Source organism: Saccharothrix texasensis (assembly GCF_003752005.1).
GTDB lineage: Bacteria > Actinomycetota > Actinomycetes > Mycobacteriales > Pseudonocardiaceae > Actinosynnema > Actinosynnema texasense.
Map to the genome: position 1 here is coordinate 2,687,716 of NZ_RJKM01000001.1, position 26,290 is coordinate 2,714,005.

Genomic DNA, 26,290 nt, shown 5'->3' on the forward strand with positions numbered 1-26,290 from the left:
ACCCCTCGTCGCGTTCCGGGAACCCCGTTGACGACGTTATGACGCGGTCGACGCCCTACCGTTCCCGAAGTCGGCCGCGAGGTGGCGCCCAGGTGGTGGTGAACGCGGCCCACACGAGCGGCGAGCAGGTGGGATCGCCCGTCTCCTCCCACCGGGTGGCGGCGGCGCGTTGCCAGTCGTTGAGCGCGGTCACCGGGTCGGGTGCGCGGTGGGCGGCGTCGACGGCGATCACGGTCGGCCCGAGGACGGGGGTCGCCGGGAACCCGGGCACCAGGCGGCGCAGCCCTTCGTCGGTCGGCAACGTCCACCTGGTCGCGGTCACGTGCTCCGCGCCGCCGTGCACCATGGCCGTGACCAGGCCGGACGGTTCGGCGAAGCGGACGTCGCCGCCGCTCTCGCAGGCCACCAGGGCGACCCGGGCCGGTATCCGCCACGGGCGCACCGGGCCGGGGCGGTGGCCCAGCACGAGGTCGGCGGCGGCCAGGGGGCGGTGCGCGCCGAGCGGTGCGGCCCGGCCCGTGGTGTCCGCCGTGCACGACAGGTGCAGGCGGGCATCCAGGCCGTGGCCGCCGGTGGTCACGTGCCCGACGTAGAGGAAGCGCGAGGCGGTGGCCAGCGCCCGTTCGAGGTGGTCGCGGTCGATGTCGTCGCGGCGCACGCCACCGGGCGCGAGCGCTGCCAGCTCCGGGGTCGGGCGGCCGAGCACCGAACCGAGACCGGACGCGTCGGGGAACCCGGGCACGACCGGGTCCAGCACGCTGACGACCGGTCCCCGCGGGTCGAAGTCGCGCACCCGACGGCCCACCGCGTTGCCGACGGTCGCCGGTGGGAGCACGGAGACGGTGGTGTCGTGCACCGCGCGTCGGCCTTCGTCGACCCTCAGCGCTTCCCACGGCACCAGGGCGGTCGAGGGGGATGGCTGGACGCGCAGGTGCGGCCGGATGCCCCGGGTCAGCCAGGAGTTCAGCTCGGCCGCCAGCCGGTGCGGGATCAGCGCGCGCGCCATCCTCGTCGCCAGGTCGAGCTCGCGGGCGTGGTCGACGAGCGGGCCGTCCGTGAGCGCGCGCCGCAGGGCGTGGTCGGCGGCCTCGCCCGGCAGCGGCGACGGCACCGCCGCGGCCCACTCGTCCAACGTGCCCTGCACGAGGTCGCGCGGCACGGCGATGACGCGGGGTTCGGCCGGTTCGTGCTCCCACCGCCACGACACGTACAGGTCACCCGCGTCCACGAGCTTGAGCTGCACGGTCACCACGACGCCACCGCCCGCCCCGACCGCACCGCGAACCCGTAGCGCTGCTCGGTCACGTCGATCCAGGCGTCCAGGGCGGTCGGCACGGCCGGGTCGAGCCGGACCCTCGGCGGCAGTTCGAAACCGGCGGAGGGGAAAGCGGGGTCCGCGCCCGTGGCGAACCCGGAGGCCGCGTAGGGCAGGTGCGCCCCGGTGGTGGGGGGCGGGGGCAGTCCGACCAGGTCGCCGCGTTGCACCGGCGCGGTGACGCCGTCCGCGTGCAGGGACACCGCGCCGGCCACGTGGTCGACGTACTCCGCCGCCAACGCGGAGTCGCCGAGCGCCCGGATGGCCAGGAACGCCGACCGGGTGGCGGGCGCGGAGGCCAGGGCCACCCACTGCTCGCGCAGGGGCCCGTGCGGGAACCGCTGCCGGACCGCTTCCGCGGCCAGCGCGGCGGGCAGGGCGAGGTCCAGCGCCCGGTGGGCGAGCCGCTGCCGCTCCTCCCCGGTGGCGTCGGCGGCCCGGCGGATCAACGCGTCCGCGCGCCACCACGCCATGCCCAGCGCGACGTGCCACAGGCCGGCCGCCTCGCACCGCGCCTCCGCTTCGGCGTAGCAGGACTCGGCCTCGGCGAAGTCCCGGGCCGCTTCGAACGCCGAGCCGCGCACTTGGTGCCACGCCAACGACTCCAGCGGGGTCGGCGTCTCCACGAGGGCCAGTGCCCGGTCCGTCAACGCCAGGGCCGCCCGGGGCTCGCCGCGCAGGACCGCGACGGCCGCCCGACCGTGCAGGCACGCGGCCAACCGGCGGGGGTCGTCGGCGAGGAGTGCTTCCGCCTCGTCGTACCACGCGTCCGCCCGGTCGAGGTCCGCGGCGAGGTAGGCCAGCCGGGCGGAGCTGAGCAGGGCGGTGGCGACGCCGGCGACGTCACCGGTGGCGGCGCTGAGGTCGCGGGCCAGGGCGAGGTGTTCGGTGGCGCCGGGGAGGTCGCCGGTGGCGCTCGCGATCTCGGCCAGGGTGGCGTGGACGGACGCGGCCATGGCGGGGGCGGCGGTGTAGGCGAGGTCCAGCGCGGCCCGCGCTTCGTCGGCCGCTTCGGCGAACCACCCGCCGACGGCGAGGACGCGGGCTCGGGAGGCGCGGACGGTGGCTTCGAACGAGTCGGCGTCCTCGGCCCAGGTCACCAGGTCGAGGGCTTCGTCGAGGTCGGTCAGCGCTTCGGGCAGGTGCGTCTGCGTGAGGCGGGCCGCGGCGCGGGAGAGCAGGGCGTTCACCAGGACCGTGGCCGAGCCGTAGGCGTCACCGACGATCGTGAGCGCCGTCCGGGCCGCCTCGACGGCTTCGGTGCTCCAGCGGACGGCTTCCTCGGGGTGGTCGGCGACCCCGGCCAGGTTGCCCGCGACCCCGGCTCGGCAGACCAGGGCTTCGACGTCGTCCACCGCGGCCGGGCCGGTCCCGGAGGCGTCGGCGGGCGCGGAGGCGTCGGCGGGCGCGGGTGGTTCGCGCAGCGGCACTTCGAGGGTTTCGCGGTACGCGGCTGCGAAGGCGGTCCTGGCGGCGTCCCGGTCGCCCGACGACAGCAGGACCGCGCCCTCGGTGTTCAGCTCCACGAACCGCTGCCACCGGGGTCCGAGCGGTTGCCTGCCCGGGTTGTCCGACAGCACCCGGTACGCCGCCGCACGGCCCTCGTCCCCCGCTTCGTCGGCGAGGAGCGCCAGGTTCGCGTAGAGGTTCGCCAGGTACTCGGGCGCGTGCCGCCCGGCCAGCTCGACCGCCTCGACGGCCTCCGCCTCGGCCTCCGCGAGGTGACCGGCCATCATCAGCAGCCCCACCCGGGTGTTGCGCAGCACCACCTGCTGCGCCGGGTCGACGCCGACGAGCGCCTCCTCGACGTCCCGCCACGCCTCGTCCCACCGGCCGAGCCACGGCAGCAGGTCCGCGCGCGACGCGACGGCCGTCAGCCTGACGGCCCCCTCCCCCGACGCGATGGCCTCGGTCAGCAGGTCCACGGCACGTTCCCGCTCGTCGAGCGCGTTCACCACGTGCGCCAGGTTCACCATGACCTGCGCGCGGTCCTCCGGTGGCGACGTGGCGAGCGCCGCCTCCAACACCGAGCGCGCGCCCACCAGGTCACCGGCGCCGGCCAGCCGCACGCCTTCGTCGTTCAGGTCCGACGGGTCGGTCAAGTCAGCCGGGTCGGTCAGGTCAGCCGGGTCGGTCACCGGGCGGTCCGTTCGGTCGTGGTCGCGGTCGGTGAGCCGAGCCGGGACCGGGCGTAGGCGATGATCGCGGCACGGCGCGCCGGAGCGCCCGGGTCGGGCGCGGTCGGTTCGGCGAAGTCCGGCGCGTAGACGGTCAGCACGCGCCGGTCCGGCGGCAGCAGCAACACCGCCGCCGACACGGGCGCGGCGCCGGTGAGCCACCCCGCCGCGTCGACCCCGTCCACCGCCACCTCGACGTCGCCGAACCGTGCCGCCAAACGGGTCCCCGGCGTGGGTCCGGGCACCACCGACACCTCCAGCACCGTGCTCCCCTGCCGCCGCACGACGGCCCACCGAGCCGGCGCGGCGGCGTCGACCGCGCCGTGCGGCACCAACGCCCAGTCCACAGAGGACGAACCGGACAGGGCCGTGACACCGGCCGCGCCGTCCGCGCCTCCGGCGGCCAGCGCGAACGCGGCCCTGCTCGGCGCTTCGGCCGGCCGCGGCTCCACGCCGTAGTCCTCGGCCAGCTCGGCGACCCGCTCGGCCAACGCGGCCAGCTCCGGGTCGGACGTCGGCACGGCGAGCGGCACGACCGGGCCCAACGCCCGCTCGACCGCCTCCGGGTCGTCCAGCAGGTGCTCCACAGCGGACAGGGCGACCGCGCGTTCCGCGTGCAGCACGGCGGGGTCCAACGCGGGCACGCCGGCGGTGACCGACGCGGGCCACCACGCGCGCGCCCAGTCCAGCTGCGCCGCCCGGCGGCAGGCGTCCCGGACCCGCCAGTCGCCGACCTCGGGCACCGCCACCTCGGCCGCGCCAGCGAGGATCGCCTCGGCCGCGTCGCCGTAGACCTCCCACAGCCACTCGGACGCGCGCTCGGGGTCGTGCACGCGCGCGGCGGGCACGGCGTCGTCGGCCAGGACGTCCCACGCGAGCGAGGCGCCCGAGCCTTCGAGCAGCGCCACGACCTCGGGCGACGTGGGCCAGTCACCGACGACCAGATCGGAACCCCGCGTCACCCTCACGCCACCGCCTCCCGCTCCAGCACCGAGCGCAACCGGTCGCGCTGGTCCAGGATCACCGAGCGCAGCACGCCGTCGAGCACGTCCCACACCTGGTCGGACGTCACGGTCTCGTGCCGCAGTTCCCGGCCGTGCACGCGCACCCACAACCGCCGCAGGTACGCCTCCCGCACACCGCGCACGTCCGCGCGGAGTTCCGCGGGCACGGCCGACGGCATCCGCAGCACGCGGTGCACGTACGCCTCGCGCTCCCACCTCGACCGCAGCCGGGCCGCCGCCGAGCCCGGACCACCCGTCGGCGGGCCCACGAGGTCGGCGGACGCGTCCCGCCCCAGCACCACGACGAGCCGGCTGCGCTCCTCGGCGAGCTGCCACGGCCCGGCCGACCGGGCGATCTCGCGCCGCGCCAACGTCGGCACGTCCGCCAGCCCGGCCCGCTGGAACGCGTTGGTCAGCGGCGCGAACAGGCGTTCCACGATCGACCGGTCGAACGGCTTGGGCAGGTTCGCCTTCGACGCGCCGCGCCCCAGCTCGGGTCGCACGGGCCGCTCACGCGAGGTCAGCCCGTGTGCCAGCGCCACCCCCGGCCGGTCGAGGTCCGCCGCGGCCGCGCTGCCCGCCGAGCCCGTGACGAGCGCGTCGAACAGGTCCCGGTCGGGCGTGACGGCGCAGGTGGCCAGGAACGAGGAGGTCGCCGCCGACACTGCGGCGGAGACCGGCGGCGCACCGGATGGGCGGGCGGCGGACCAGGCGGTGTCGAGCAGGCGGTTCAGCTCGGCCGCGTGGTCCGGGTCGGTCACGTGGTCGCGCAGCGCGGCGACGGTCGGCCCGTCCTGCTCGTGGACCTCCGCCAGCACGGCCGCGGCCACGTCGGCGGCGTCCGGCCCGGGTTCGCCGTGCGCGGTGGCCAGCTCGAAGCAGCGCTGGAAGTAGAGGTCCTGCGGGTTGCCGTCGGTGATCCAGCGGCGGCGGCGTTCCTTCTTCAGCACAGCGAACCAGCTCGCGGTCGCGGCCAGCACCGGGCCGGCCTCGGCGATCCGGGAGGTCAGGGCGTCGGCGTGCTCGGCGGCGATCGCGCCCGCCGCGAACTCCGGGTGGAGCACCGGGCGCAGCACGAGCGGGTCGAGGATCAGCTTCACCGTGCGGGTCAGCGGGCGGCCCGCCGCGTTGCTCAGCGGCGCGACCGCGTCGCCGAGGCCGGCCCACGCCCGGGCGACCAGCGCACCGCGCGGAAGCGTCGCGACTCGGACGGTGCTCACCGGACCGAGCCTAGTCGAACCGGATCACCGCTGGTGGCGGACTCGCGCAGCCCGTTCCTGGGACCGGTAGGCGAGGTGTCCGGTCGACGCTACCCGCACCACGGCCGAACGGGGGAACCGATGTACCAGACACCGCAGCAGTACTCGCCGGTGATGCCCTACGAGACGCCATCGCGTCGGCGTCGCCGGGCGCTGCCGCTGTTCCTGGTGCCGCCGGCGCTGGTCGCGCTGCTGCTCTTCGGCGGGTCCTACGCGGTCTCCCCGGAGCCGGAGGTCGAGATGCAGGCCGGTTTCGCGTTCGCCGAGATCGACGGGCGGGACGTGGTGCTGGCGCCGTACGCGCGGCACGGCGTGCGCGGCCTGTTCCAGATGATGACGCAGGACCTGTTCCAGGTGCGGCTGGCGGCCACCGACCCGGCGACCGGCGAGGTGCTGTGGGACAGGCAGCTGTCCGACCGGCTGGTCTGGGAGGCGTCGGTGCTGGCGGCCGGGCGGCGCTACGCCTACCTGGCCACCGATTCGGGACTGGTCGTCGTCGGGTTGGCGGACGGGTCGGTCGTCGCCGAGGGCGCGGGGGTCCAGGGGTTGGGCGACGCGTACGCCACGGCGCGGACCGCCTACGCGTACGACCGGGAGAACAGCCGCTTGATGGCCATGACCGCCACCGGAGGGGTGTTGGCGATCGGGCTGGACGAGGTGGTGGCCACCCCGGTGGACGCGCAGACCGCCGCGACGTGGTCCGGCCGGCTGTCCGTGCAGCGCGGACCGGGCGCGCCGACCGCGGCGACCGGCGTCGAAGCCGCGTTGGACGCCGGGGCCGAGCGGGTCGCGCTGCGGCAGGCCCCGGGGGCCGTGCCGGGCAGCGTGCTGGTCCGCGTCACGGTCGACGGGCGGGAGGTCCCGGTGGGCGCGACCACGTTCCAAGGCGCCCGGCTGGTGGTCGACGGCGTGACCGCGGTCGCCGCCGCCACCGGGCACGTGCTGGTCGAGCACCAGCGCTCGGTGAACGACGCGGGCGTCGCGCTGAGCCTGGTCTCCCTGGCCACCGGGCAGGTCACCGCCACGTTGGCGGTCGACTCCCGGGTCGACCGCGCGCTCGTCGGCCCCGACGGCATCACGGCGCTGACCGCGGGCGAGGTGTTCGCCGCGGCCCGGGGCGACGGCCGGGTCGTGTCGCTCGAGGTGGGCCTGTCGGACTTCTTCGGTTCCCACCGCTGACTCGGAAAGGACAACGACCATGAAGGTGCTCACCTGGTCCGGGCTCACCGTCGGACTCGGCCTCACCGCGGCCTGGGTCGCCGCAGGGCTGGCGGGTGACGACGTGTTCGCCTGGCTCAACGGCTGGCTGGTCGGCCCGATCATCCTGCTGTCCGCGGTGCCGACGCTGTTGCCCGCGGACCGGCTCCTCGGCGGCGGCCTCGCGGCCCTGACCGGCGGCGTGCCCAAGGCGTTGCGCGGCGCGCCGATCGGCATGGGCACGGTCGTCGGCGTGGCGCGGACCGGCCTGAGCGTCAACGACCAGCCGCAGCTGGACATCCGGTTGCGGGTCGACACCGCGGACGGCCGCACGTTTGCCGCGACCGCGCGGCAGGTCGTCGACCTCACCGACCTGTCCCTGGTGCAGGTGGGCGCGATCCTGCCGGTCCGCTACCTGCCCGACGGGCGCGCGGCGCTCGCCACCGACGCGCCGCCGCACGAGCTGCAAGCCGCGCTCGACCGCGTGCAGGTGGCCAAGGGTCACCTGACACCGCAGCAGTTGCGCATCACCGAGCAGGGCGTGGACGCCCGTGCCGTCGTGCTGGACATGGTGCCGACCGGGCAGACGCCGGACGGCCGCACGGAGCTGCGCCTGAGCCTGCGCGTGACCCGCCCGGACGGCAGCGTGTTCGACGTGACGCAGGACAAGAAGCTGCCGCCGGTGTCGATCCCGCAGGTGCAGCGGGGCATGGTGGTGCGGGTGAAGTACCTGCCGCAGGACGAGTCGGACGTCGCCGTCCTCACCACGCTGGTGTGACGACCCGGGCCGGGGTCGGGCGCTTCACCAGGTCGGGCGGCCGAGGGCGCCGTCGGGTTCGAGCCCTCGGCGCAGCAGCTCGGCCGCCTGGTCCGACCCCTTGCGCTTCTTCGCGGCCGAGAGCCACACCAGCTCGTCCCTGGCGGCCACGTCGCCGCGCGCGACGCGGGCCCTCAGCTCCGCCACCCGTCCCTGGCGGGCCAGGATCTCGGCGAGGCGGCGGCACGCGTTCACGTGCCCGGTGTCGGCGAGCTCGGCCAGCTCCCTCGTGTCGCCCTGCTCGGCCAGCAGGTTGAGCAGCCGCCACCTCCCGTACTCGTGACCGCCGTCGGCCAGCTCGCGCAGTTCGTCGACCATCTCGTGCTCGGCGAGGAAGTTCGCCAGCCGGTCGCGGGCCGCGGGCGGGTTGTAGCTCTCCGTGGCCTGGACCGACGCGGACGGCTGCGCGGGGCGGGGCAGCAAGTCGATGCGGTACCGCGTCGAGCGCACGTCGCCCGCGTCGCTGAGGGGTTGCAGCACCGCTTCCGCGTGCTCGGGGTAGTCGTGCTGCCAGAGCAGCAGCGCCTGGTACCGCTGATCGGCCACCGCGCCCTGCGACGCGAACGAGCGCGCGCGACCGGCCTCCCCGCGCCGCGCGAGCAGGTCGATCAACTGCGCCTGCGCGTGCCGCGCGCACAGGTCGCCGAGCAGGCACCGGGTGTCGACGTGCTCGAAGTGCTCCAACTCCTGCACCAGGCCGTGCCGGGCCATGATCGCCACCATGAGCAGGTGCGCGGCCGCGTCACCCGGCGCGAGCACGCGCAGCGCCTCGTCGGCCCGGTCCTGCCGCTCCAGCAGCTGGGCGAGCTTCAACCGGACGATCCCCTCGCCCGACTGGCCCAGCAGCGCCGTCAACTCGTCGACCTCGCCCAGCTCGACCAGCAGGTCGGCCAGCTTCTCCACCGCGTAGTAGTCACCCCGGTCGACGAAGACCCTGACGTCGTCGATGGCGTGGTGCTCGACCAGCAGGTCGATCAGGCGCCGGTGGGCCTGGGCGTCGCGCGCGGCGAGCCCGAGGAGCACGTGGACTTCCTCCTCAAGACGTCCCTGCGCGTCGAGCAGGTCGACCAACGTCCACCTGGCCTGGTCGTAGCCCTGCTTGACGGAGGACAGCAGGAACGCCTCGGCGTACCGGTAGTCGAGGCGGTTGAACGCGCTCGCGCCGATCGCCGCCAGGTCGTCCGCGGACCGGGTGTGCTCCAGCAGCGCCGCCCACAGCGTCGCCGACGTGCTCCGGAAGCGGCGCGACTGCCAGCCGTGCTGTTCGAGGTAGTCGTGGATGTCGTAGCTGTCGGCCTCGCCGGGCTGGTCGTCCGCCGCCCGCACGGGCAGCAGCAGCGAGATGCCGTGGGTCCGGTCGCGCGACGCCCGCCGGAGTCCCTGCTCGAACCAGTCGGCCGGCGCGCCCACCCGGTCCTCCTCGGACAGGTAGGCGCCGCTCGCGGCGGCCAGCAGCGCGCGGGGGAACGGCGCGCGGTGGCCGAGCTGGCGGGCGTCGAGCGCGACCGACACCACCGCCGCCGCGTACCGGTCCACCGCGGTGTCGGGCGTCTCGAACCGCCGCACCAGCGACGGACCGCCGACCAGGGTCTGGATCACCGCTCCGCGCAGTCCCGCGGTCCGGGCGGCCACGAGCAGCCTCGGGTCGGTCGACGGCTCGTCGAGCAGGCGCGCGATGGAGTCGTCGCTGAACCGCTCGGCGACGTCGATCCGCACCGCGCCCTCCAGCAGCGACCTGGCCCGCAGGTGGGGGTCGTGCACGGACACCGGTTCCGAGGTGAGCGTGGCCCAGAACTCCGGCCACAAGGTGGCCACGACGATGAAGGGGCGCACGGCGTCCTGGTTCGTCAGCTGGGCGTGCAGCTCGGCCGCCACGGTCTGGCCGCTCGGCCCCGAGAGGTAGTTGTGGACCTCGTTCAGCCACAGGATGGTGTACGGCTCCAACCGGTCGCCCCGGAGCAGGCCGTAGAGCTCCTCGCCCGTGCGCGGGTGGACGAGTCCCCAGTGGCGCAGGACCGGGTGCCGGCCGATCGCCTCGTAGAACGCGCGCGTCTTGCCGGTCGACGACCCGCCGACCAGGACGACCATGGTGTTCGCGGTGAGGTCGCGCAGTTCGGCGTCGAGCGCGTCGTCGTGGTTGCGGCGGACATAAGCGGGCAACAGCGGCAGCGGCACGTCCGGGGACGGAACGGAGAGCGCTTTGTGCACTTGGAGGGCATAGGGGTGCCAATCGCCGATCGGGCGACGCCACGATGACCCGGTCGAGGCGTCGCCGGGGTGCAGGTGCACCTCGCGGATGTCCCGGGCCTGCAGGACCCACCCCGCCTCACCGGGGACGGAGTTCGCCGTAGCGCCCGTGTCGTCACCAGCCACCGCAGATGCTCACCCGATTCGCCGCCACTCACCAGACCTGAGGACGCAAGTCTTGCGGACGCACACCTCCCTGTGGAGATTTGCCTTCATCATTTACTCGGATGGCCGATCGGCGCGGCCCGCCGTTCGGGCAGCGGTGATCATTTCCGCACCACGCGGTAATCCGCAATATTGCGCCGGGCGGCCGACAGAAGACTCGCGCGAAACGTATTTCGCTCATCGGCGGCGCACTCGGAAAAACCCCGGGGAAGCGCCCCGCCGCTGATCGAGGCCGGTCCGGTCCGGCCGCCGGCCGCACGACCGATCGGCGGGCCACACCGGGACGGACGCCCGGGTCGGGGTGCCCGAACGTGGCCCGGCGGGCAGGGCACAATGGCTCGCTGTGACCACAGCCATTCACCAGAGGATCGCCGAGGAGCTCGGGGTGCGGGCCGGGCAGGTCAGCGCCGCCGTCGACCTGCTCGACGGTGGTTCCACCGTCCCCTTCATCGCCCGCTACCGCAAGGAAGCGACCGGCGCGCTCGACGACACCCAGCTCCGCACGCTGGAGGAACGGCTGGGCTACCTGAGGGAGCTGGAGGAACGCCGGGCGGCTGTGCTCGAGTCCGTCCGGTCGCAGGGCAAGCTGGACGAGGCGCTGGAGGCCTCGATCCTGGCCGCCGACTCCAAGGCCCGCCTCGAAGACCTCTACCTGCCCTACAAGCCGAAGCGGCGGACCAAGGCGCAGATCGCGCGCGAGCAAGGCCTCGAACCGCTCGCCGAAGGCCTGCTGGACGACCCGACGCAGGACCCGCAGGAGGTGGCGAAGGCGTTCGTGACCGAGGAGGTCGCCGACGTCGCCGCCGCGCTGCTGGGCGCGCGGGCGATCCTGGTCGAGCGGTTCGGCGAGGACGGCGACCTCATCGGCGAGCTGCGCGAGCGCATGTGGACCCAGGGGCGGCTCGCGTCGAAGGTCCGGGAGGGCAAGGAGGAGGACGGGGCGAAGTTCGCCGACTACTTCGACTTCTCCGAGCCGTTCGGCAAGCTCCCCTCGCACCGCATCCTCGCGCTGCTGCGCGGCGAGAAGGAAGAGGTGCTGGACCTCCAGTTCGACCCGGCCGACGAGGACGAGCCCACCGGCTACGAAGCGCGCATCGCGTCCCGGTTCGGCGTGGACGACCGGGGCCGCCCGGCCGACCGCTGGCTCGGCGACACCGTGCGCTGGGCGTGGCGCACCCGCATCCTCGTGCACCTCGGCATCGACCTGCGGTCGCGGCTGCGGGCCTTCGCCGAGGACGAGGCCGTGAAGGTGTTCGCCTCGAACCTGCGCGACCTGCTGCTGGCCGCGCCCGCCGGCACCCGCGCCACGATGGGCCTGGACCCCGGTTTCCGCACCGGCGTCAAGGTGGCCGTGGTCGACGCGACCGGCAAGGTCGTCGACACGGACGTGATCTACCCGCACGTGCCCGCGAACCGCTGGGACGAGTCGATCGCCAAGCTGGCCGTGCTGGCGCGCAAGCACGACGTCGAGCTGATCTCCATCGGCAACGGCACCGCGTCGCGCGAGACCGACAAGCTGGCCGTCGAACTGCTCAAGCGGCACCCGGAGCTGAAGCTGACCAAGGCCGTGGTGTCGGAGGCGGGCGCGTCGGTGTACTCGGCGTCGGCGTTCGCGTCGGCCGAGCTGCCGGGCATGGACGTGTCGCTGCGCGGCGCGGTGTCCATCGCGCGGCGGTTGCAGGACCCGCTGGCCGAGCTGGTGAAGATCGACCCGAAGTCGATCGGCGTCGGCCAGTACCAGCACGACCTGTCCGAGACGAAGCTGTCGAAGTCGTTGGACGCGGTGGTCGAGGACTGCGTGAACGCGGTCGGCGTCGACCTGAACACCGCCTCCGCGCCGCTGCTGACCCGCGTCTCCGGCATCACCGCCGGGCTGGCCGAGAACATCGTGCAGCACCGCGACAGCAACGGCCCGTTCCGCTCGCGGCGCGCGTTGAAGGACGTGGCGCGGCTGGGACCGAAGGCGTTCGAGCAGTGCGCGGGCTTCCTGCGCATCCCGAACGGCGACGACCCGCTCGACGCCTCCTCCGTGCACCCCGAGGCGTACCCGGTGGTGCGGCGGATGCAGGAGCGCGTGGGCGGCGAGCAGCTGATCGGCAACACGGCGGTGCTGAAGTCGCTGCGCCCCCAGGAGTTCGTGGACGACACGTTCGGCCTGCCGACCGTCACCGACATCCTGCGCGAGCTGGAGAAGCCGGGCCGCGACCCGCGACCCGCGTTCAAGACGGCGACGTTCGCCGAAGGCGTGGAGAAGATCGCCGACCTCAAGCCCGGCATGGTGCTGGAGGGCGTGGTGACGAACGTGGCCGCGTTCGGCGCGTTCGTGGACGTCGGCGTGCACCAGGACGGCCTGGTGCACATCTCGGCGCTGTCCAACACCTACGTCAAGGACCCGCGTGACGTCGTCAAGTCCGGCGACGTGGTGCGGGTGAAGGTGCTGGAGGTCGACATCCCGCGCAAGCGGATCGGGTTGACGCTGCGGCTGGAGGACGAGCCGGGCCGCAAGCCGCCGCGCGAGCAGCGCGACGACCGGCGCGGCGGTGACGGCCAGCGCGGCGGGCAGCGCAACGGCGGTGGTCAGCGCGGTGGCGGCAAGCCGCGCCAGCAGGAGCGGCCGCCGGCGAACGGCGCGATGGCCGAGGCGCTGCGGCGCGCGGGGCTTGGCGGCGCGAAGTAGGGGTACCCGGCGGCCATGAGGGTCGTCGTCACGGGTGCCAGCGGCAACGTGGGGACGGCCCTGCGCCGGGTGCTCGCCGCCGCGGGCGACCAGGTGGTCGGCATCGCGCGGCGGATACCCGTCGGATCACCCGGGTGGGTGAGCTGCGACGTGGGCGCGCCGGCCGCCGAAGCCGTGTTGAGCAGGGCCTTCGCCGGTGCGGACGCGGTGGTGCACCTGGCGTGGGCGGTGCAGCCCACGTCGGGTGAGCCCGCCATGCGGCGCACCAACATCACCGGCACCGCGCACGTGCTGCGCGCGGCCGAGCGCGCCGCGGTGCCGCACGTGGTGGTGCTGTCCTCGGTGGCGGCGTACACACCCGGCGCGGGACCGGTCGACGAGTCGTGGCCGTGCGGTGGGGTGCCCGGCAGCGCGTACAGCGCGCAGAAGGCCGAGCTGGAGCGCATGGTCGCCGGCCGGGACGGGGTGGCGGTGCTGCGGCCGTGCGCGATCGTGCAGCCGGACGCGGGCGGTGAGCTCGGCCGGTGGGTGCTGAGCCCGTTGCTGCCGGGCCGGGTGCTGGGCCGGCGGTGGCTGCCGGTGCCGTTGTGGCGGGGGTTGCGGGCGCAGGTCGTGCACGCGGAAGACGTGGCGCGGGCGATCCGGGTGGTGCTGGCGCGTCGCGCGGTGGGCGCGTTCAACGTCGCCGCCGACCCCCCGCTGGGCGTGCGCGAGCTGGCCGCGGTGTTCGGCGGGTTCCTGGTGCCGGTGCCGTTGGCGTTGGTGCGGGCGGTGGCGTGGTCGACGTGGCGGCTGGGCCTGCAACCCGTGCACCCGGGGTGGCTGCGGGTGGCGGACCAGGCGTCCCTTGTGGACAGTTCACGGATGCGGGCGCTGGGGTGGGCGCCCGGGCACGAGCCGCGCGAGGCGTTGGCGGCGGCGGTCGCGGCGGTCGCGGAAGGACGCGGCACGTGGGGTCCCCTCGCGCCGCGTCGGGTGGGGCGGTGGCGGGGGTTGGGGTTCGGTCGTCCGGTGCAGCAGAGCCAGGGAGACGTGCGTTGAGCGATGTCGTGGACGCGGTGGTCATCGGTTCCGGCCCGAACGGGCTGGTGGCGGCCAACCTGTTGGCCGATGCCGGGTGGGACGTGCTGGTGCTGGAAGCCGCCGACGAGCCAGGCGGTGCGGTGCGGACCGCGGAGTTGACCGAGCCGGGGTTCCGGCACGACCTGTTCAGCGCGTTCTACCCGCTGGGCGCGGCGTCACCGGTGATCTCCGGGCTGGGCCTGGAACGGCACGGGTTGCGGTGGCGGCGGGCACCCGAAGTGCTGGCGCACGTGCTGCCGGACGACCGGGCCGCGGTGCTGTCGCAGGACGTCGACCGGACGGCCGCGTCGGTCGACGCGTTCGCGGCGGGCGACGGCGACGCCTGGCGGGCCGAGTACGCGTTGTGGCAGCGGGTCCGGTCGGAACTGGTCGAGGCGCTGATGCGGCCGTTCCCGCCCGTGCGGGCCGGCGCCGGGTTGGCGGGGGCGCTGGGCGCGGGCGGGACGTTGCGGTTCGCGCGGTCGTTCCTGCAGTCGGTGCGGGCGTTCGGGGACGAGCGGTTCTCCGGCGAGGGCGCGCCGCTGCTGATGGCGGGCAACGCGATGCACACCGACCTGGGACCGGACCAGGCGGGCGGCGCCGCGTTCGGGTGGCTGCTGTCGATGTTGGCGCAGGACGTCGGGTACCCGGTGCCGGAAGGCGGGGCCGGCGCGTTGACGGGCGCGCTCGTGCGGCGGCTGGGCGGTGTCGTGGAGTGCGGTCGGGCGGTGGACCGGGTCGTGGTGGCCGGCGGCCGTGCGCTCGGGGTGCGTGACGCCGAAGGCGGATACGTGCGGGCGCGCAAGGCGGTGCTGGCGGACGTTCCCGCGCCGACGCTGTACCTCGGGTTGGTGGGGGCGGAGCACCTGCCGTCGCGGCTGGTGTCGGACCTGGGCGCGTTCGAGTGGGACGACGCGACGATCAAGGTGGACTGGGCGCTGGACGGGCCGGTGCCGTGGACGGCGGAAGGGGCGCGAGGCGCCGGGACCGTCCACTTGGGAGGGGACTTCAACGGGCTGGCCATGTTCAACGCGGAGATCGCGTGCGGGCGGGTGCCGCGGACCCCGTTCGTGATCATGGGGCAGATGACGACGACGGACCCCACCCGGTCACCGGCGGGCACGGAGACCGCTTGGGCCTACACGCACGTGCCGCGGGGTGAGCGGTGGTCCGCCGACCGGTTGCGGCGGCGTGCCGACCGGGTCGAGCAGCTGGTCGAGGAGCACGCGCCGGGCTTCCGCGACCTGATCCGGGCGCGCGTGGTGCACGGGCCGTCCGACCTGGAGGGCCGCAACCCCAGCCTGGTCGGCGGTTCGATCAACTCGGGCACGGCGGCGATCCACCAGCAGCTGGTGTTCCGGCCCGTGCCGGGCCTGGGCCGTGCCGACACCCCCGTCGACCGCCTGTACCTGACGTCCGCCTCGGCGCACCCCGGCGGCGGCGTCCACGGAGCCGCCGGCGCCAACGCCGCCCGTGCCGCCCTGGCCCGCAACGCCCTGGCCGGCGACTTCTACCACCTCTTCCTCCGCACCCTCCACCACCACCTCTACTAACCCGCGAGAGTCCAACGCTCAGAGCGCGAGAGTCCAACGTTCACGGACCCCGAGTTCAACACTCAGCGCTCGGGCTCGGTGCCGCCGCGCTGCGTGAGCGTTGAATTCAGGTGTCCTGAACGTAGGACTCTCGCGCCGTGGACGTTGGACTCTCGCGCCGTGAAGGTACGACTCACGCGGCGTGGACGTTGGACTCTCGCGGGGTCAGGTGGGTTTGCGGGTGGATTGGGCGGAGAGGCGGGTCAGGGTCTCGCGGTTGCGGGGGACGAGGAAGAGCGACTGGGCCGGGGCGGGCAGCAGGGAGAGCGGGCCCTTGATCGCCTCTTCGAGCATGGTGACCTCGCAGCCGTCCGAAGTGGCCTTCAGGTCGAAGCGGATGCGGGCCGCGCCCAACGGCCACAGGCGGGCCTCCAGCTCCAGCATCCGGGGCGGGTCGACGTCCAGGACCGTGGTCACGTCCTGCACCGCCACCGGCCACGCGCCGACGCTGTGGTGGATGCGCGTGCCGGTGCCCGGCCACCCCGCGTCCACCTCGCGGATGTGCGCGGCGCCCACCACCCACCCCGCGTAGGACCAGCCGTCGGCCAGCACCGCGAACACCTGCTCCACGGACGTGGGCACCACCATGCGCACCTCGATCATGCGCCTCGGATTCCCCGCGCGGACCGGCGGAAACTACCCGCCAGGGCTACTTCGCGCGCGTGCCCTTGAGCTTCACCAGGTCCGACTCGAACAGGTCGGCGACGACGGCCAGCCCGCCGGGTGTCGCCGGGTCGGGGCGCGCGATGTAGGACTGCGTCGCCGACGGCCGCCCCACCAGGGAGAACCGCAGCTGCCCGGTCAGGCTCCGGGTGTCCACCTCGTTGGTGTCCTGGAACGCCCGCAGCACCCCGTCACGCGTCAGGTCGCGCTCGCCGCACGCCTTCTCCAGGATCGCCGCGAACGCCATCCCGATGACGTACCCGTGGTCCACCGACCCGGTCGGCTCCAGGTCCGGGAACTTGCGCGTGAACGCCTCCGCCACGGCGCGCGGCCCCGGCAGGTCGGTGGCGAACGGCGCGATCGGCGACACCACCTGCACCCGTTCGACCACGGCCGCCGCCGCGGGCGTCTGCAGGATCGACGGGTCGTAGCCCACCGCGTTCACCAGGAACGGCACGTCCCAGCCGAGCCGTTCGGCGGTGGCGACGGCGGTCGCGGTCTGCTGCGGCGACGTGCTCAGGAACACCGCCTTCGCCCCCGCCGCGCGCAGCTCGCCGACCTGCGCGGCGACGTCCGCGGTCTCCGAGACGCTCTTCGCGATCAGCTCCATGCCCCACTGCCCGGCGGCGAACGCGCTGCCCTCCAGCGCGTTGAGCCCGTAGTCGCTGTCGACGTGGATGTGCCCGATGGTGTCCCCGGCGCCGATCAGGCCCGAGCGCTTGACGTGGTCCAGCCCGTTGATCACGTCGAGGTCGTAGGTCGTGCCGACGATGACCATGTGCGGGTTGCCGAGCAGGCTCGCCGACCACGACGCGGGCGCGGCGATGGCGCGGGTCTGCATCAGGTCCGGCTCGATGGCCTCGGTCATCGGCGTGCCGGTGACGTCGATGAACCCGAGCACCTGCGGCTCCAGCTCGAAGTACGCCTGCAACGCCCGGTCGACGTCGTAGCCGTGGTCGGCCTGCTTGAGCTCGACCTCGCGCCCGCAGATGCCGCCGCGCTCGTTCAGCTCGCCCAGGAACAGCTCGTAGCCCTTGATCCGGATGAGCGACGTGGCCGAGAACGGTCCCGTCATGTCGGTGAGCACGCCGAGCGAGATGGTGTCGTCGGTGACGCCGGGGCCTGCCTTGACCGGTGGTCGTTCCGCCGCGCCGCAGCCGGCGGCCAGCACCGCGAGCACGGTGGATCCGACGACGAGGTTGCGCACCAACGGAACTCCCGACCACTCAGGTTACCGACGGGTAAGGAGTATTGACAGACATCACCCGGTTCGCCTAATCATGTGACATACCGCACGGTCGGTGAGCTTTTCCGCATCGATTCCGCACCCGATCGCCACATATGCCACCCGAACAGCCCCCTAACCTCACCGGAGCGCGAGGGGGTGCTCTCACCGAGCGATTCGGGTTCTAATACAGGGGTCCGGTCGATCTCCTCGGCGAGTGCCTGGAGTGCGCATGACGCCACCGCGAACCACTTCACCCGTCCTGGTGGGCCGGGGCGAAGAGCTGGCCGCGCTGGTGGACGCCGTCACGTCCCAGCCGTCCGTGGTGCTGGTGGCGGGCGAGGCCGGTGTCGGCAAGAGCAGGCTGGTGCGGGAGCTGCTCGGCCGGCCGGAGTTGCGGCCGCTGCGCGTGCTGACCGGGTGCTGCCAGCCGCTGCGCGAGCCGTTCCCGTACGGGGCGGTGCTCGACGCGTTGCGCACCGTGGGCGGGTACCTGAGCCGGGTGTCGCTGAGCCCGGTGACCGGGGTGCTGAGACCCCTGCTGCCGGAGCTGACCGGCCACCTGCCCCAGCCGCCCGAACGCCCCGACGACCCCCGGCACGAGCGCCACCACCTGTTCCGCGCGGTGCGCGAGCTGCTCGCCGCCCTGGGACCCGTCCTGCTGGTGGTCGAGGACCTGCACTGGGCCGACGACGGGTGCCGTCACCTGCTGCGGTTCCTGATGGCCGACCCACCGCCGAACCTGACCACCCTGGTCACCTACCGGCGTGAGGACGCGCCCGGCGGGATGCCGCTGGGCAGCGCCTACCGCCCGCCCGCCGGGGTGGCGTCCGCGCTGGTGGAGCTGGGCCCGCTGGACGTCGGCCAGGTGCACGACCTCGCCGCCGCGATCCTCGACGTGGACGCCGTGCCCGCCGAGTTCGCCGCCCGGCTGCGCGAGCGCACGGCCGGCATCCCGTTCGTGGTCGAGGAGATGCTGCGGGCGTTGCGCGACCCGGACTGGCGCCTGCTGGACGCGGTCGAGGTGCCGGCGCTGCTGCGCGACGCGATGGCCGAACGCCTGGCCCGGTTGCCGGTCACGGGCCGGCGCATCGCCGAGGCCGCCGCCGTGCTGGGCGTGCCCGCCACCGAGCAGCTCCTCGCCGAGGTCGGCGCCGTGGCGCCCGACCGGGCCGGCGCCGCGCTCACCCACGCCCTGCACAGCGGCGTGCTGCACGAGACGGACGTCCGCTACGGCTTCCGCCACGCCCTCGCCCAGCAGGCCGTCTACGACACGCTCACCGGTCCCGAACGCCAACGCCTGCACCTGCGCGCGCTGCGCGCCCTCGACCACGCCACGCCGCGCCCGTTCATGCAGCTGGCCGAGCACAGCCGCCGCGCCGGGCTCCTGCCCGACTGGCTGCGGCACGGCGAGGCCGCCGCGGACCGGGCGCTTGAGGTGGGCGACCCGGCCACCGCCACCCACCTCTACCAGCGGCTGCTGGACGAGGCGTCGCTCACGCCCGCCGACGTGGACCGGCTCGCCGTCAAGCTCGGCCAGGTCGCCCGGGGCGGTCTCGACCAGCGCGACCCGCGGGCCACGCTGGAACGGCTCCTCGACGACCACCGGCTGTCCACGGCCGCGCGCGGCGAGGTGCGGCTGAACCTCGGCTTCCTGCTGATCCGCCAGTTCGACGGGCCGAAGCACGGCCGCGTCGTCTTCGAGCGCGCCATCGGGGAGCTGGCCGCGCGCCCCGACCTGGCGATGGGCGCGCGGGCCGTGCTCGCCCAGCCGTTCGTCGGCGCCACGCCGTTGGCCGAGCACCTGCGCTGGATGCGCGAGGTGGAGGCGTTCATCGACTCGTGCGAGGACGACGAGGTGCGGTTCGCGCTGCTGGCGAACCAGCTCGGCTCGCGGATGTGCACCGGCGACCACGCCGTGATGTCGCGGCTGGACCGGTTGCCCGACACGGCGGCGGACGTGGCGGTGCGGCGGCACCTGGCGCGGGCGCACTGCAACCTGGCCGACGCGTTCGCCCTGATCGGGCACTTCGACCTGGCGCGGGACTTCCTCGACCGCGGCCTGCGGCTGACCGTCGGCGCGGGCGTGCCGTTCACCGAGGGCACCGGCCAGTCCACCCGCGTCCACCTCGACTGGTACCGCGGCGACTGGGGCACGCTCCAGGACCGGGCCACGCGGCTGCTGGAGGAGTACCGGGAGCTGCTGCCGGTCGCCGGGGAGATCAACCTGGTGCTGGGGTGCCTGGCGGTGGCGCGCGGCGACTGGGAGGCGGCCGAGCGGCACCTGGCGGACAGCGGCGTGCGGTCGGTGGAGAACTCGATCACGCCGGTGGCGCTGGGCGGTTTCGCCGCGCTGACCAGGATGTGGTCGGACCGCGGCGACCTGGCGCGGGCGTGCGCCGAGGCGGACCGGGGGCTGGAGCTGGCCCGGCGCAAGGGCGTGTGGGCGTGGCTCGGCGAGCTGGCGCCGGCCGCGGTGGACGCCTACCGCGCCGCCGGGCGGCTGGAGGACGCGGTCAAGCTGGTGGAGGAGCTGGACGCGGGACTGGTCGACCGGGACGCGCCGCTGGCGCACGTGGCGTTGAAGGCGTGCCGGGCGTTGCTGGCGCCGCCGGACGAGCCGTGGCTGCTGGAGGACGCCCGCCGGGCCGCCGACGAGCTGGGGCTGCGGTACTACTCGGCGGTGCTGTCGGAGCGGATCGCGCTGGCGGCGTTGGAGCGCGGTGACGACGACGCGGTGGTCGCGCTGGGCGAGGTGGCGGCGCGGTTCGACTCCCTGGGCGCGAGCCGTGACGCGGCGCGGTGCCGGCACCTGGTGCGCGGCGCGGGCGTGGCGACACCGTCGCGGCGCGGCAGGCGCGGGTACGGCAACGCGTTGTCGCCGCGCGAGCAGGACGTGGCGCGGCTCCTGGCCCAGGGGCGCACGAACCGCGAGATCGCCGACGTGCTGTTCCTGTCGCCGCGCACGGTGGAGCAGCACGTGGCACGGGTGCTGCGCAAGCTCGGCGTGGCGTCGCGGGCGGAGCTGCTGGCCTGAGCGCGGTGAGCGCCGTGAGGACCTCCGGGGGTCTCCCGTCGATCCTCACGGCCCTGCGTCCATGACCGGTACGTGCGCCTAGAGGTACGAGCGCTGGCCCCACGGCATCGCCGCGGCGAGCTGCGCCCGCCTGCCGATGTCGAGCTTGCGGTAGATGCGGGTGATGTGGAGTTCGACGGCCCGGGTCGACACCGAGAAGTGCTCGGCGATCTGCCGGTTCGTCATCCCCTCCAACATCATCAGCGCGATCCGGTGCTCGTGCGGCGTCAACGGCTCGCGCGAGCGCGCCTCGGCGCTCTGCCCATCGCGCGGCCGGACGATGCCCGGCACGCGCTCACCTTCCGGCACACCCAGCAGCACGTGCCACTGGCGTATGCGCACCTCTGCGATCGACTGCGATCGCACGTACGGGTCACCGCGCACCAGGTCCCGGGCCGCGGCGTCGTCGGGCACCTGCACGATGAGCAGCACGCCGGAACCGTCGGCCCAAGGGCCGGTTCCGACGAGCACACCCTGCTCGGCGAGCGGACGCCAATATTCCCGGTGTGCGAGATGAATGGATCTCCGCACCTGGCGCGCATCACGAAATGTCAACTCAACGGCGAAAGCCACTGGACTGATCCCCATTTCATTCCGCGGCCGACTTTCGCCACATACTCAACTGGGGCGTTTATTCACTGTCAAGTGAGACACATCACAACAGTGATATGGGAACCCGATGGCCCCTATAGCCGCTTTTCGAACCAGTGCTCCGCATAGCGGTCGTCGTTGAACGCCGACACCTCACGGTAGCCGTGCCGCGCGTACAACGCCCGCGCTTCGACCAGGTCAGTACGGGTGTCGAGGCGAATGGCCGCGGCACCAAATGAGACGGCCGCTTCCTCGACCGCCGCGAGCAGCGCCGCGCCGCCGCCGGTGCCCCTAGCCGTCGGATCGACGAACATCCGCTTCATCTCCGCCGTTTCGCGGTCTACCAGGCGGAACCCGACGCATCCTCGCACCGCCCCGGCGCGGCGGCCGACGAAGAACCGGACCAGGTCGTCGGTCGGGTCGTCGGCGATCGCCCGGTCGACCTCCGCGGGCGTGGCGGGCCGGCCGTAGTAGCGCCCGATGATCTCGGCCAGGTAGGTGCGGATCACCGCCACGGCGGTCGGGCTGTCAACCGGTTCGGGCTGAACGGTCCAGGAACTCATTGACAGATTTTCACCCGCACTGGGCCATTCGGACACCTGGTTTTCCCCATTCCGGACGCGTGTAAAATCCACGCCCGTGGCAGCGCAACAGGTTCGGCTGGAGCGGGACGCCGTGGGGCTCGCCGTGCTCACCGTCGACGCTCCCCCGCTGAACCTCTTCACCGCCGAGCTGCACGACCTGCTGGAGGCGGCGGTCGAGGACCTGGAGCGGCGCCCCGCGCGGGCGCTGCTGGTCCGCTTCGAGGGCAAGGTCGTCAGCGGCGGCGTCGACGTGGCCCTGTTCGCCGCGCAGGAGACCTCCGCGCGCGCCAAGGCCCTGCTCGACCGGATGCTGGAACTGCCCGAACGGGTGGCCGCGCTGCTGTTCCCGACCGTGTTCGCCGCGCACGGGCTGTGCCTGACGTGGGCGTTCGAGGTCGCGGTGGCGTGCGACCTCGTGCTGGCCGCGCGGCGGGCGACGTTCGGGTTGGTGGAGAAGGTCGTCGGGCTGACCCCGACCATGGGCGGCACGCAGCGGCTGGCCGCGCGGGCGGGCGTCGGTCGGGCCAAGGAGCTGGTGATGACCGGCGAGCGCTACGACGCGGCCACGCTGGAGCGGTGGGGCGTGGTCAACCGGGTGCTGCCGGACGAGGGCTTCGACGACGCGGCGCTGGAGTTCACCGCGGCGCTGGCGGCCGGGCCCACGCTGGCGCACGCGGCGACCAAGCGGGTGCTGGCGCACTTCGAGCGCGGCGGCGTGGCCGAGGCGGACGAGCACGTCACCACGATCGCGGCCGGGCTGTTCGACAGCGAGGACCTGCGGGGCGCGGTGCGGTCGTTCCTGACCGACGGCCCCGGCAAGGCGACGTTCAGCGGTCGTTGACCGGCCGGCGCGGCCTACCGGGGGTCGTAGGCGGCGGAGCCGTACCAGGCCAGGGCGGAGCGCAGCTCGACCACGTCGCGGTCGCGGCGCTTGCGGTAGCGCTCGTGCGAGATCGGGTAGACGCGCAGGCCGCCCTTGTGCTTGGTGAAGCTGCCGCGTCCCAGCGTGTCCGGCGTCTTGGCGGCGGCGACCAGCCAGACCATGAGCCACGGGCGGGCGTGGTGCGCGTCCACCTTGACGCGGGCGATGGCGTACCACGGGAGGCGGTGGGACTCCTCGCCGTTGGACAGCGTGATGCCGTCCGGGCCGACGTCGAGGGTGAGCGGCGCGCGCGCCGCCCCGATCAGGAGGCGGGTGCCGGCCAGCGCGAACGCCACGAACGCGATGGCCGAGGCCAGTCGCACGGCGGGAGGCGCGCCGTTGGCGGGGTCGGCGATGGAGAGGGTCACCAGGGAGGCGAGCACGTGCGCGCCGGCCCAGCTCAGGCCGACGGCGCGGGAGGTCTTGAAGCGGACGCCGGTGGGGCGGACCTCCTTGCGCTCGGGCTCGACGCGGGTCGGCGCCTGCCGCACCGGCGCGGGGGTGGCCGACGTCGGCGGTTTGGGCGGCGGTTCCTCCACCATCACCCGGGTGGGCGGCTTGGCGGGCAGCTTGCCCAGCTCGGTGTGCCGTTGCTCGACCATGGTGCGGACCCGCGCGGGCAGCCAGGACGGTTCGGCGGACGGCGGGCCGATCGCCTCCAGCAGCCGTGCGGGCGTCGGGCGGTTCACCGGCTCGCGGACCAGGCACGGCACGATCAGCGGCACCAGGCCCGGCGGCACGCGGGACAGGTCCGGCTCCTGGTGGACCACGCGGTAGACCAGCGCGGAGGTGGCGCCCTCGCCGAACGGCCCGCCGCCGGTCGCGGCGTAGACCAGCACCGAGCCGAGCGCGAACACGTCGCTCTGGGTGGTGATCTTCTGGCCGATGACCTGCTCGGGTGACAGGTAGCCGGGGGTGCCGAACACGATGCCCGCTTCGGTGAGCGCGGAGTGCTCCAGGGCGCGGGCGATGCCGAAGTCGATCACCCGGGGGCCGTCGTCGGCCAGCAGCACGTTGGACGGCTTGAGGTCGCGGTGCACCAGGCCCGCGCCGTGGATCGCGACCAGCGCCTCGGCCAGGCCGCCGGCGAGGCGGCGCACCGCGCGTTCGGGCAGCGGGCCGTGGTCCTGGACGGCCTGCTGGAGGCTCGGGCCGGGGATGTACTCGGTGGCCATCCACGGCCGGTCGGCGTCGGGGTCGGCGTCCACCACGGTCGCGGTCCAGAAACCGCCGACCGCGCGGGCCATCTCGACCTCGCGGCGGAAGCGCTCGCGGAACTCCGGGTTGTCGGCCAGCTCGGCGCGCGAGACCTTGACCGCGATCGGCCGCCCGCCGCGTGACCGCGCCAGGTAGACCGACCCCATCGCACCGCGGCCGAGGGCGGCGAGCAGCGTGTAGTCGCCGATCCGCGACGGGGCGTTCGGGGGCAGTGGCTCCACGACACCCACACTAGATGCGCCGGCCACCCTTCCTGGGCAAGACGGGCCGGTTCGCGGCGCAACACACAGTGACGCAACCTCGCGCCGGGTCGCGTAGTCGAGGGTGCCTCAGCACCCCGCCGGGGTGCGCCGAGCGTTCAACTCGGGTGTTCCGAACGTAGGACTCACGTGTTCCGAACGTAGGACACGCGTGTTCTGGAGGTAGGACACGCGCGAGGTGGAGGTACGACTCACGGGGTGGTCAGGGCCAGCAGGGTGCGGGTGCGGGCCTGCCAGGAGTGGGGTTCGACGGAGGCGCGGAGGGTGCGCGGGGGCAGGAGGGGGCCGGCGGCCAGGGTGGCGCGGAGGGCGTCGACGAACTCGGCGTGCGAGCGGGCGGCGCGGACCCGGTCGGTGTAGCCCGCCAGCTCGGCGAAGTCGGTGCTGACCACCGGGAGGCCCAGCGCCAGGTACTCCTTCAGCTTGATCGGGTTGGACCGCTTGATCCAGTCGTTGTCCTGCCACGGCATGATCGCCACGTCGAACGCCGAGCCGTAGGCCGGGATGGCGGAGTAGGGCCGGAAGCCCAGCCAGTGCACGTTGGGGTGCTTGTCGAAGCGCTCCATCGGGTGGGTGGCGTCGCCGATCAGCACCAGGGACGCCTGCGGCAGCTCGACGGCGACGCGTTCCAGCAGGTCGAAGTCGACCACGAAGTCGTCCAGCGCGCCGAAGAAGCCGATGCGCGGGCCGGGGAGCGCGCGGACGTCGTCCGGCCACTCGGCCTCCGGCCGCGCGGTGAAGTGGTCGACGTCCACGCCGTGGTCGAGGAAGTGGGCGCGGGAGCCGGTGCGCGGCAGCTCCTCCTCCATCAGCGCGTGGCTGACGTAGACGACGTGGTCGGCGTTGGCCAGGAGCTGGTTCTCCAGCGCCTCGATCGACGCGCGGTCGGCCTCGGGGAAGTCCGAGTGCCGGTCCGAGCGGTTGAACACCAGGCTGCGCCGGCGCATCGGGGCGACCACGTCCCAGGCGGTCGGGATCGTCACCATGATCACCGGCGTGCGCAGGCCCAGCGCGAGGGCGACCAGCCGCACCTGGGCGCGGACCAGGACGGCGTTGACCTCGCGCAGGAACGGCGAGCCGTAGAACGGCAGCGGCAGCGGGGACATCACGTAGAAGTCCGGCATCGGCCGGCGCACGAACTTGGCCACGCTGCGCAGCTTGCGCAGGATGCGCCGGGCCACGTGCGTGCTGTTGCCGCGGGTCGGCATCCGCATGCCGATGCTGTTGACCACGAGCACCCGGCGGTGCGCGGCCATCGACCGCATCAGCTGGAAGTCCGAGTGCGCCCGGTTGTGGTACCACCAGTCCTGCGCGGAGAAGCACACCCAGCCGGGCTCGGAGCCGCCCGCGCCCGGTCGGACCGGCCACCGCCGCCAGCGCAGCAGGTCCCGCACGGCCGTGCGGTGCTTGGCGCCGCGCGGCGCCCGCAGCAGCTCGTTCAGCAGCACGGCCCACCACATCGCGAACGCGGCGGGCCTGCCGTGGCGCTCGCGGACCATCCGGACCCGGTTCGTGGTGGCCATCGACCACAGCACCGGCGACGTCGACTGCTCGCCGCCCAGGTGCACGGCACGCGCCCGCGGTTCGTAGCGGATGGCGTAACCGCGCTTGCCCGCGCGCAACATGTACTCGGTCTCCTCCGAGTACAGGAAGTACCGCTCCTCCAGCACACCGATCGCCTCGCGGGCCTCGCGGGAGATCAGCCACGCCGCGCCGGTCGCCCAGTCCGCGACGCCGGCCGTCTCGTACCGGAGGGGGTCGACCACCAGCTCGCCGAGCGCCTCGGAACGGCCGGCCCGCGTGCCGCCGAGGATCGCCTCGCCGAGCGCGCGCACCGGGTTCGGCGCGCGGCGCAACGACAGCTGCGGCGCGCCGTCCGGACCGGCCAGCCGGGGCACCGCGATGCCGGTGCCGGGCAGCGCGAGCGCGGCGCGCAGCAGCGTGACGGCGTCGCGGTGCAGCCGCACGTCCGGGTTGAGCACCAGCACGTCGCAGTCCGGCGCGGCGGCGAACCCGGCGTTGACGCCCGCCGCGAAGCCGTCGTTGGACGCGCGGGCGACGACCTGGGCGTGCGGCGCGACCCGCGCCACGATCGCCAGGGTGTCGTCGGTGGAGGCGTTGTCCACCACCACGACCCGGCTGTCCGGGATGGACCGCAACGCGACGGCGACGGACTCCAGGCAGTCTTCGACGACCTCCGCGCTGTGGTAGGTCACGACGACGACGGCAAGCGGCACTT

18 protein-coding genes are annotated in these 26,290 nt (G+C 74.1%); 7 read left to right on the plus strand and 11 right to left on the minus strand.

Features of this window, described 5'->3' with window-relative positions; translation table 11 throughout:
* Positions 1 to 55: 55 nt before the first annotated feature.
* From EDD40_RS10480 to EDD40_RS10495, 4 genes are read right to left on the minus strand one after another with little or no spacing between them, the layout of a single operon-like run.
* Positions 56 to 1,252: a CHAT domain-containing protein gene (locus EDD40_RS10480; RefSeq protein ID WP_123742736.1), complete on the minus strand. Its 1,197-nt coding sequence runs from the start codon at positions 1,250 to 1,252 to the stop codon at positions 56 to 58.
* Entirely contained in the window at positions 1,246 to 3,453 is a 2,208-nt protein-coding gene (locus EDD40_RS10485) for a hypothetical protein (protein ID WP_123742737.1), read from the minus strand. Before EDD40_RS10485 ends, EDD40_RS10480 begins: the two co-directional genes overlap by 7 nt.
* Positions 3,450 to 4,460 carry a hypothetical protein gene (locus EDD40_RS10490; protein ID WP_148088751.1) on the minus strand — a complete coding sequence of 337 codons (1,011 nt, stop codon included), beginning with the start codon at positions 4,458 to 4,460 and terminating at the stop codon, positions 3,450 to 3,452. The genes EDD40_RS10485 and EDD40_RS10490 overlap by 4 nt, the downstream gene beginning before the upstream one ends.
* Positions 4,457 to 5,716 carry a hypothetical protein gene (locus tag EDD40_RS10495; protein ID WP_123742739.1) on the minus strand — a complete coding sequence of 420 codons (1,260 nt, stop codon included), beginning with the start codon at positions 5,714 to 5,716 and terminating at the stop codon, positions 4,457 to 4,459. Before EDD40_RS10495 ends, EDD40_RS10490 begins: the two co-directional genes overlap by 4 nt.
* A gap of 120 nt (positions 5,717 to 5,836) precedes the next feature.
* Here EDD40_RS10495 and EDD40_RS10500 point away from each other — a divergent pair, with 120 nt between their 5' ends.
* Both EDD40_RS10500 and EDD40_RS10505 read left to right on the plus strand, forming a co-directional pair.
* On the plus strand, positions 5,837 to 6,934 hold the full coding sequence (locus tag EDD40_RS10500; protein WP_123742740.1) for a PA2928 family protein: 1,098 nt from the start codon (positions 5,837 to 5,839) through the stop codon (positions 6,932 to 6,934).
* Positions 6,935 to 6,953: 19 nt separating this feature from the next.
* Positions 6,954 to 7,730, plus strand: coding sequence for a hypothetical protein (locus tag EDD40_RS10505; protein WP_123742741.1), 777 nt, complete (start codon positions 6,954 to 6,956; stop codon positions 7,728 to 7,730).
* A 24-nt stretch (positions 7,731 to 7,754) separates the two neighbouring features.
* Here EDD40_RS10505 and EDD40_RS10510 read toward each other — a convergent pair whose 3' ends face one another.
* A complete protein-coding gene (locus EDD40_RS10510) occupies positions 7,755 to 10,142 on the minus strand; it encodes an ATP-binding protein (RefSeq protein WP_148088752.1) in 2,388 nt (795 codons plus the stop codon).
* 382 nt (positions 10,143 to 10,524) lie between these two features.
* Here EDD40_RS10510 and EDD40_RS10515 point away from each other — a divergent pair, with 382 nt between their 5' ends.
* Genes EDD40_RS10515 through EDD40_RS10525 form a run of 3 tightly spaced genes read left to right on the plus strand, consistent with a single transcriptional unit; the run spans position 10,525 to position 15,473 of the window.
* Positions 10,525 to 12,858 (plus strand): Tex family protein, encoded by a 2,334-nt coding sequence (locus EDD40_RS10515; protein WP_123742743.1) that lies wholly within the window; start codon positions 10,525 to 10,527, stop codon positions 12,856 to 12,858.
* A 15-nt stretch (positions 12,859 to 12,873) separates the two neighbouring features.
* Positions 12,874 to 13,899 (plus strand): NAD-dependent epimerase/dehydratase family protein, encoded by a 1,026-nt coding sequence (locus tag EDD40_RS10520; RefSeq protein ID WP_123742744.1) that lies wholly within the window; start codon positions 12,874 to 12,876, stop codon positions 13,897 to 13,899.
* Positions 13,896 to 15,473, plus strand: a complete 1,578-nt coding sequence (locus tag EDD40_RS10525) for a phytoene desaturase family protein (RefSeq protein WP_123742745.1) — start codon at positions 13,896 to 13,898, stop codon at positions 15,471 to 15,473. The genes EDD40_RS10520 and EDD40_RS10525 overlap by 4 nt, the downstream gene beginning before the upstream one ends.
* A gap of 204 nt (positions 15,474 to 15,677) precedes the next feature.
* Here the strand turns inward: EDD40_RS10525 and EDD40_RS10530 are convergent, their stop codons facing one another.
* Together EDD40_RS10530 and EDD40_RS10535 are read right to left on the minus strand one after the other, a co-directional pair.
* Positions 15,678 to 16,115 (minus strand): SRPBCC family protein, encoded by a 438-nt coding sequence (locus EDD40_RS10530; protein ID WP_123742746.1) that lies wholly within the window; start codon positions 16,113 to 16,115, stop codon positions 15,678 to 15,680.
* Positions 16,116 to 16,161: 46 nt separating this feature from the next.
* The gene (locus EDD40_RS10535; protein ID WP_123742747.1) at positions 16,162 to 17,382 is read right to left on the minus strand and encodes an ABC transporter substrate-binding protein; all 1,221 of its coding nucleotides are present in this window, start codon (positions 17,380 to 17,382) and stop codon (positions 16,162 to 16,164) included.
* Positions 17,383 to 17,632: 250 nt separating this feature from the next.
* Between EDD40_RS10535 and EDD40_RS44335 the strand changes: the two genes are divergently transcribed.
* Complete coding sequence (locus tag EDD40_RS44335) at positions 17,633 to 20,437, plus strand: helix-turn-helix transcriptional regulator (RefSeq protein ID WP_123742748.1); 2,805 nt, start codon at positions 17,633 to 17,635, stop codon at positions 20,435 to 20,437.
* 78 nt (positions 20,438 to 20,515) lie between these two features.
* Here the strand turns inward: EDD40_RS44335 and EDD40_RS10545 are convergent, their stop codons facing one another.
* Both EDD40_RS10545 and EDD40_RS43385 read right to left on the minus strand, forming a co-directional pair.
* Positions 20,516 to 21,049: a LuxR C-terminal-related transcriptional regulator gene (locus EDD40_RS10545; protein ID WP_236594835.1), complete on the minus strand. Its 534-nt coding sequence runs from the start codon at positions 21,047 to 21,049 to the stop codon at positions 20,516 to 20,518.
* A gap of 113 nt (positions 21,050 to 21,162) precedes the next feature.
* Entirely contained in the window at positions 21,163 to 21,630 is a 468-nt protein-coding gene (locus EDD40_RS43385; protein ID WP_246037583.1) for a GNAT family N-acetyltransferase, read from the minus strand.
* Between the two features lie 76 nt (positions 21,631 to 21,706).
* Between EDD40_RS43385 and EDD40_RS43390 the strand changes: the two genes are divergently transcribed.
* Entirely contained in the window at positions 21,707 to 22,492 is a 786-nt protein-coding gene (locus EDD40_RS43390) for an enoyl-CoA hydratase/isomerase family protein (protein WP_246037584.1), read from the plus strand.
* Positions 22,493 to 22,506: 14 nt separating this feature from the next.
* On the opposite strand, the gene EDD40_RS10560 is transcribed toward EDD40_RS43390, so the two are convergent.
* Positions 22,507 to 24,012, minus strand: a complete 1,506-nt coding sequence (locus tag EDD40_RS10560) for a serine/threonine-protein kinase (protein WP_123747920.1) — start codon at positions 24,010 to 24,012, stop codon at positions 22,507 to 22,509.
* A gap of 230 nt (positions 24,013 to 24,242) precedes the next feature.
* Complete coding sequence (locus EDD40_RS10565; protein ID WP_123742751.1) at positions 24,243 to 26,288, minus strand: glycosyltransferase; 2,046 nt, start codon at positions 26,286 to 26,288, stop codon at positions 24,243 to 24,245.
* Positions 26,289 to 26,290 lie beyond the last annotated feature (2 nt).

What these genes read in the sequence shown, in the direction of transcription:
- EDD40_RS10500 (WP_123742740.1), top strand. Translation starts at nt 5,837, where the DNA reads ATGTACCAGACACCGCAGCAGTACTCGCCGGTGATGCCCTACGAGACG.
- EDD40_RS10505 (WP_123742741.1), top strand. Translation starts at nt 6,954, where the DNA reads ATGAAGGTGCTCACCTGGTCCGGGCTCACCGTCGGACTCGGCCTCACC.
- EDD40_RS10520 (WP_123742744.1), top strand. Translation starts at nt 12,874, where the DNA reads ATGAGGGTCGTCGTCACGGGTGCCAGCGGCAACGTGGGGACGGCCCTG.
- EDD40_RS10530 (WP_123742746.1), bottom strand. Translation starts at nt 16,115, where the DNA reads ATGATCGAGGTGCGCATGGTGGTGCCCACGTCCGTGGAGCAGGTGTTC.
- EDD40_RS44335 (WP_123742748.1), top strand. Translation starts at nt 17,633, where the DNA reads ATGACGCCACCGCGAACCACTTCACCCGTCCTGGTGGGCCGGGGCGAA.
- EDD40_RS43385 (WP_246037583.1), bottom strand. Translation starts at nt 21,630, where the DNA reads ATGAGTTCCTGGACCGTTCAGCCCGAACCGGTTGACAGCCCGACCGCC.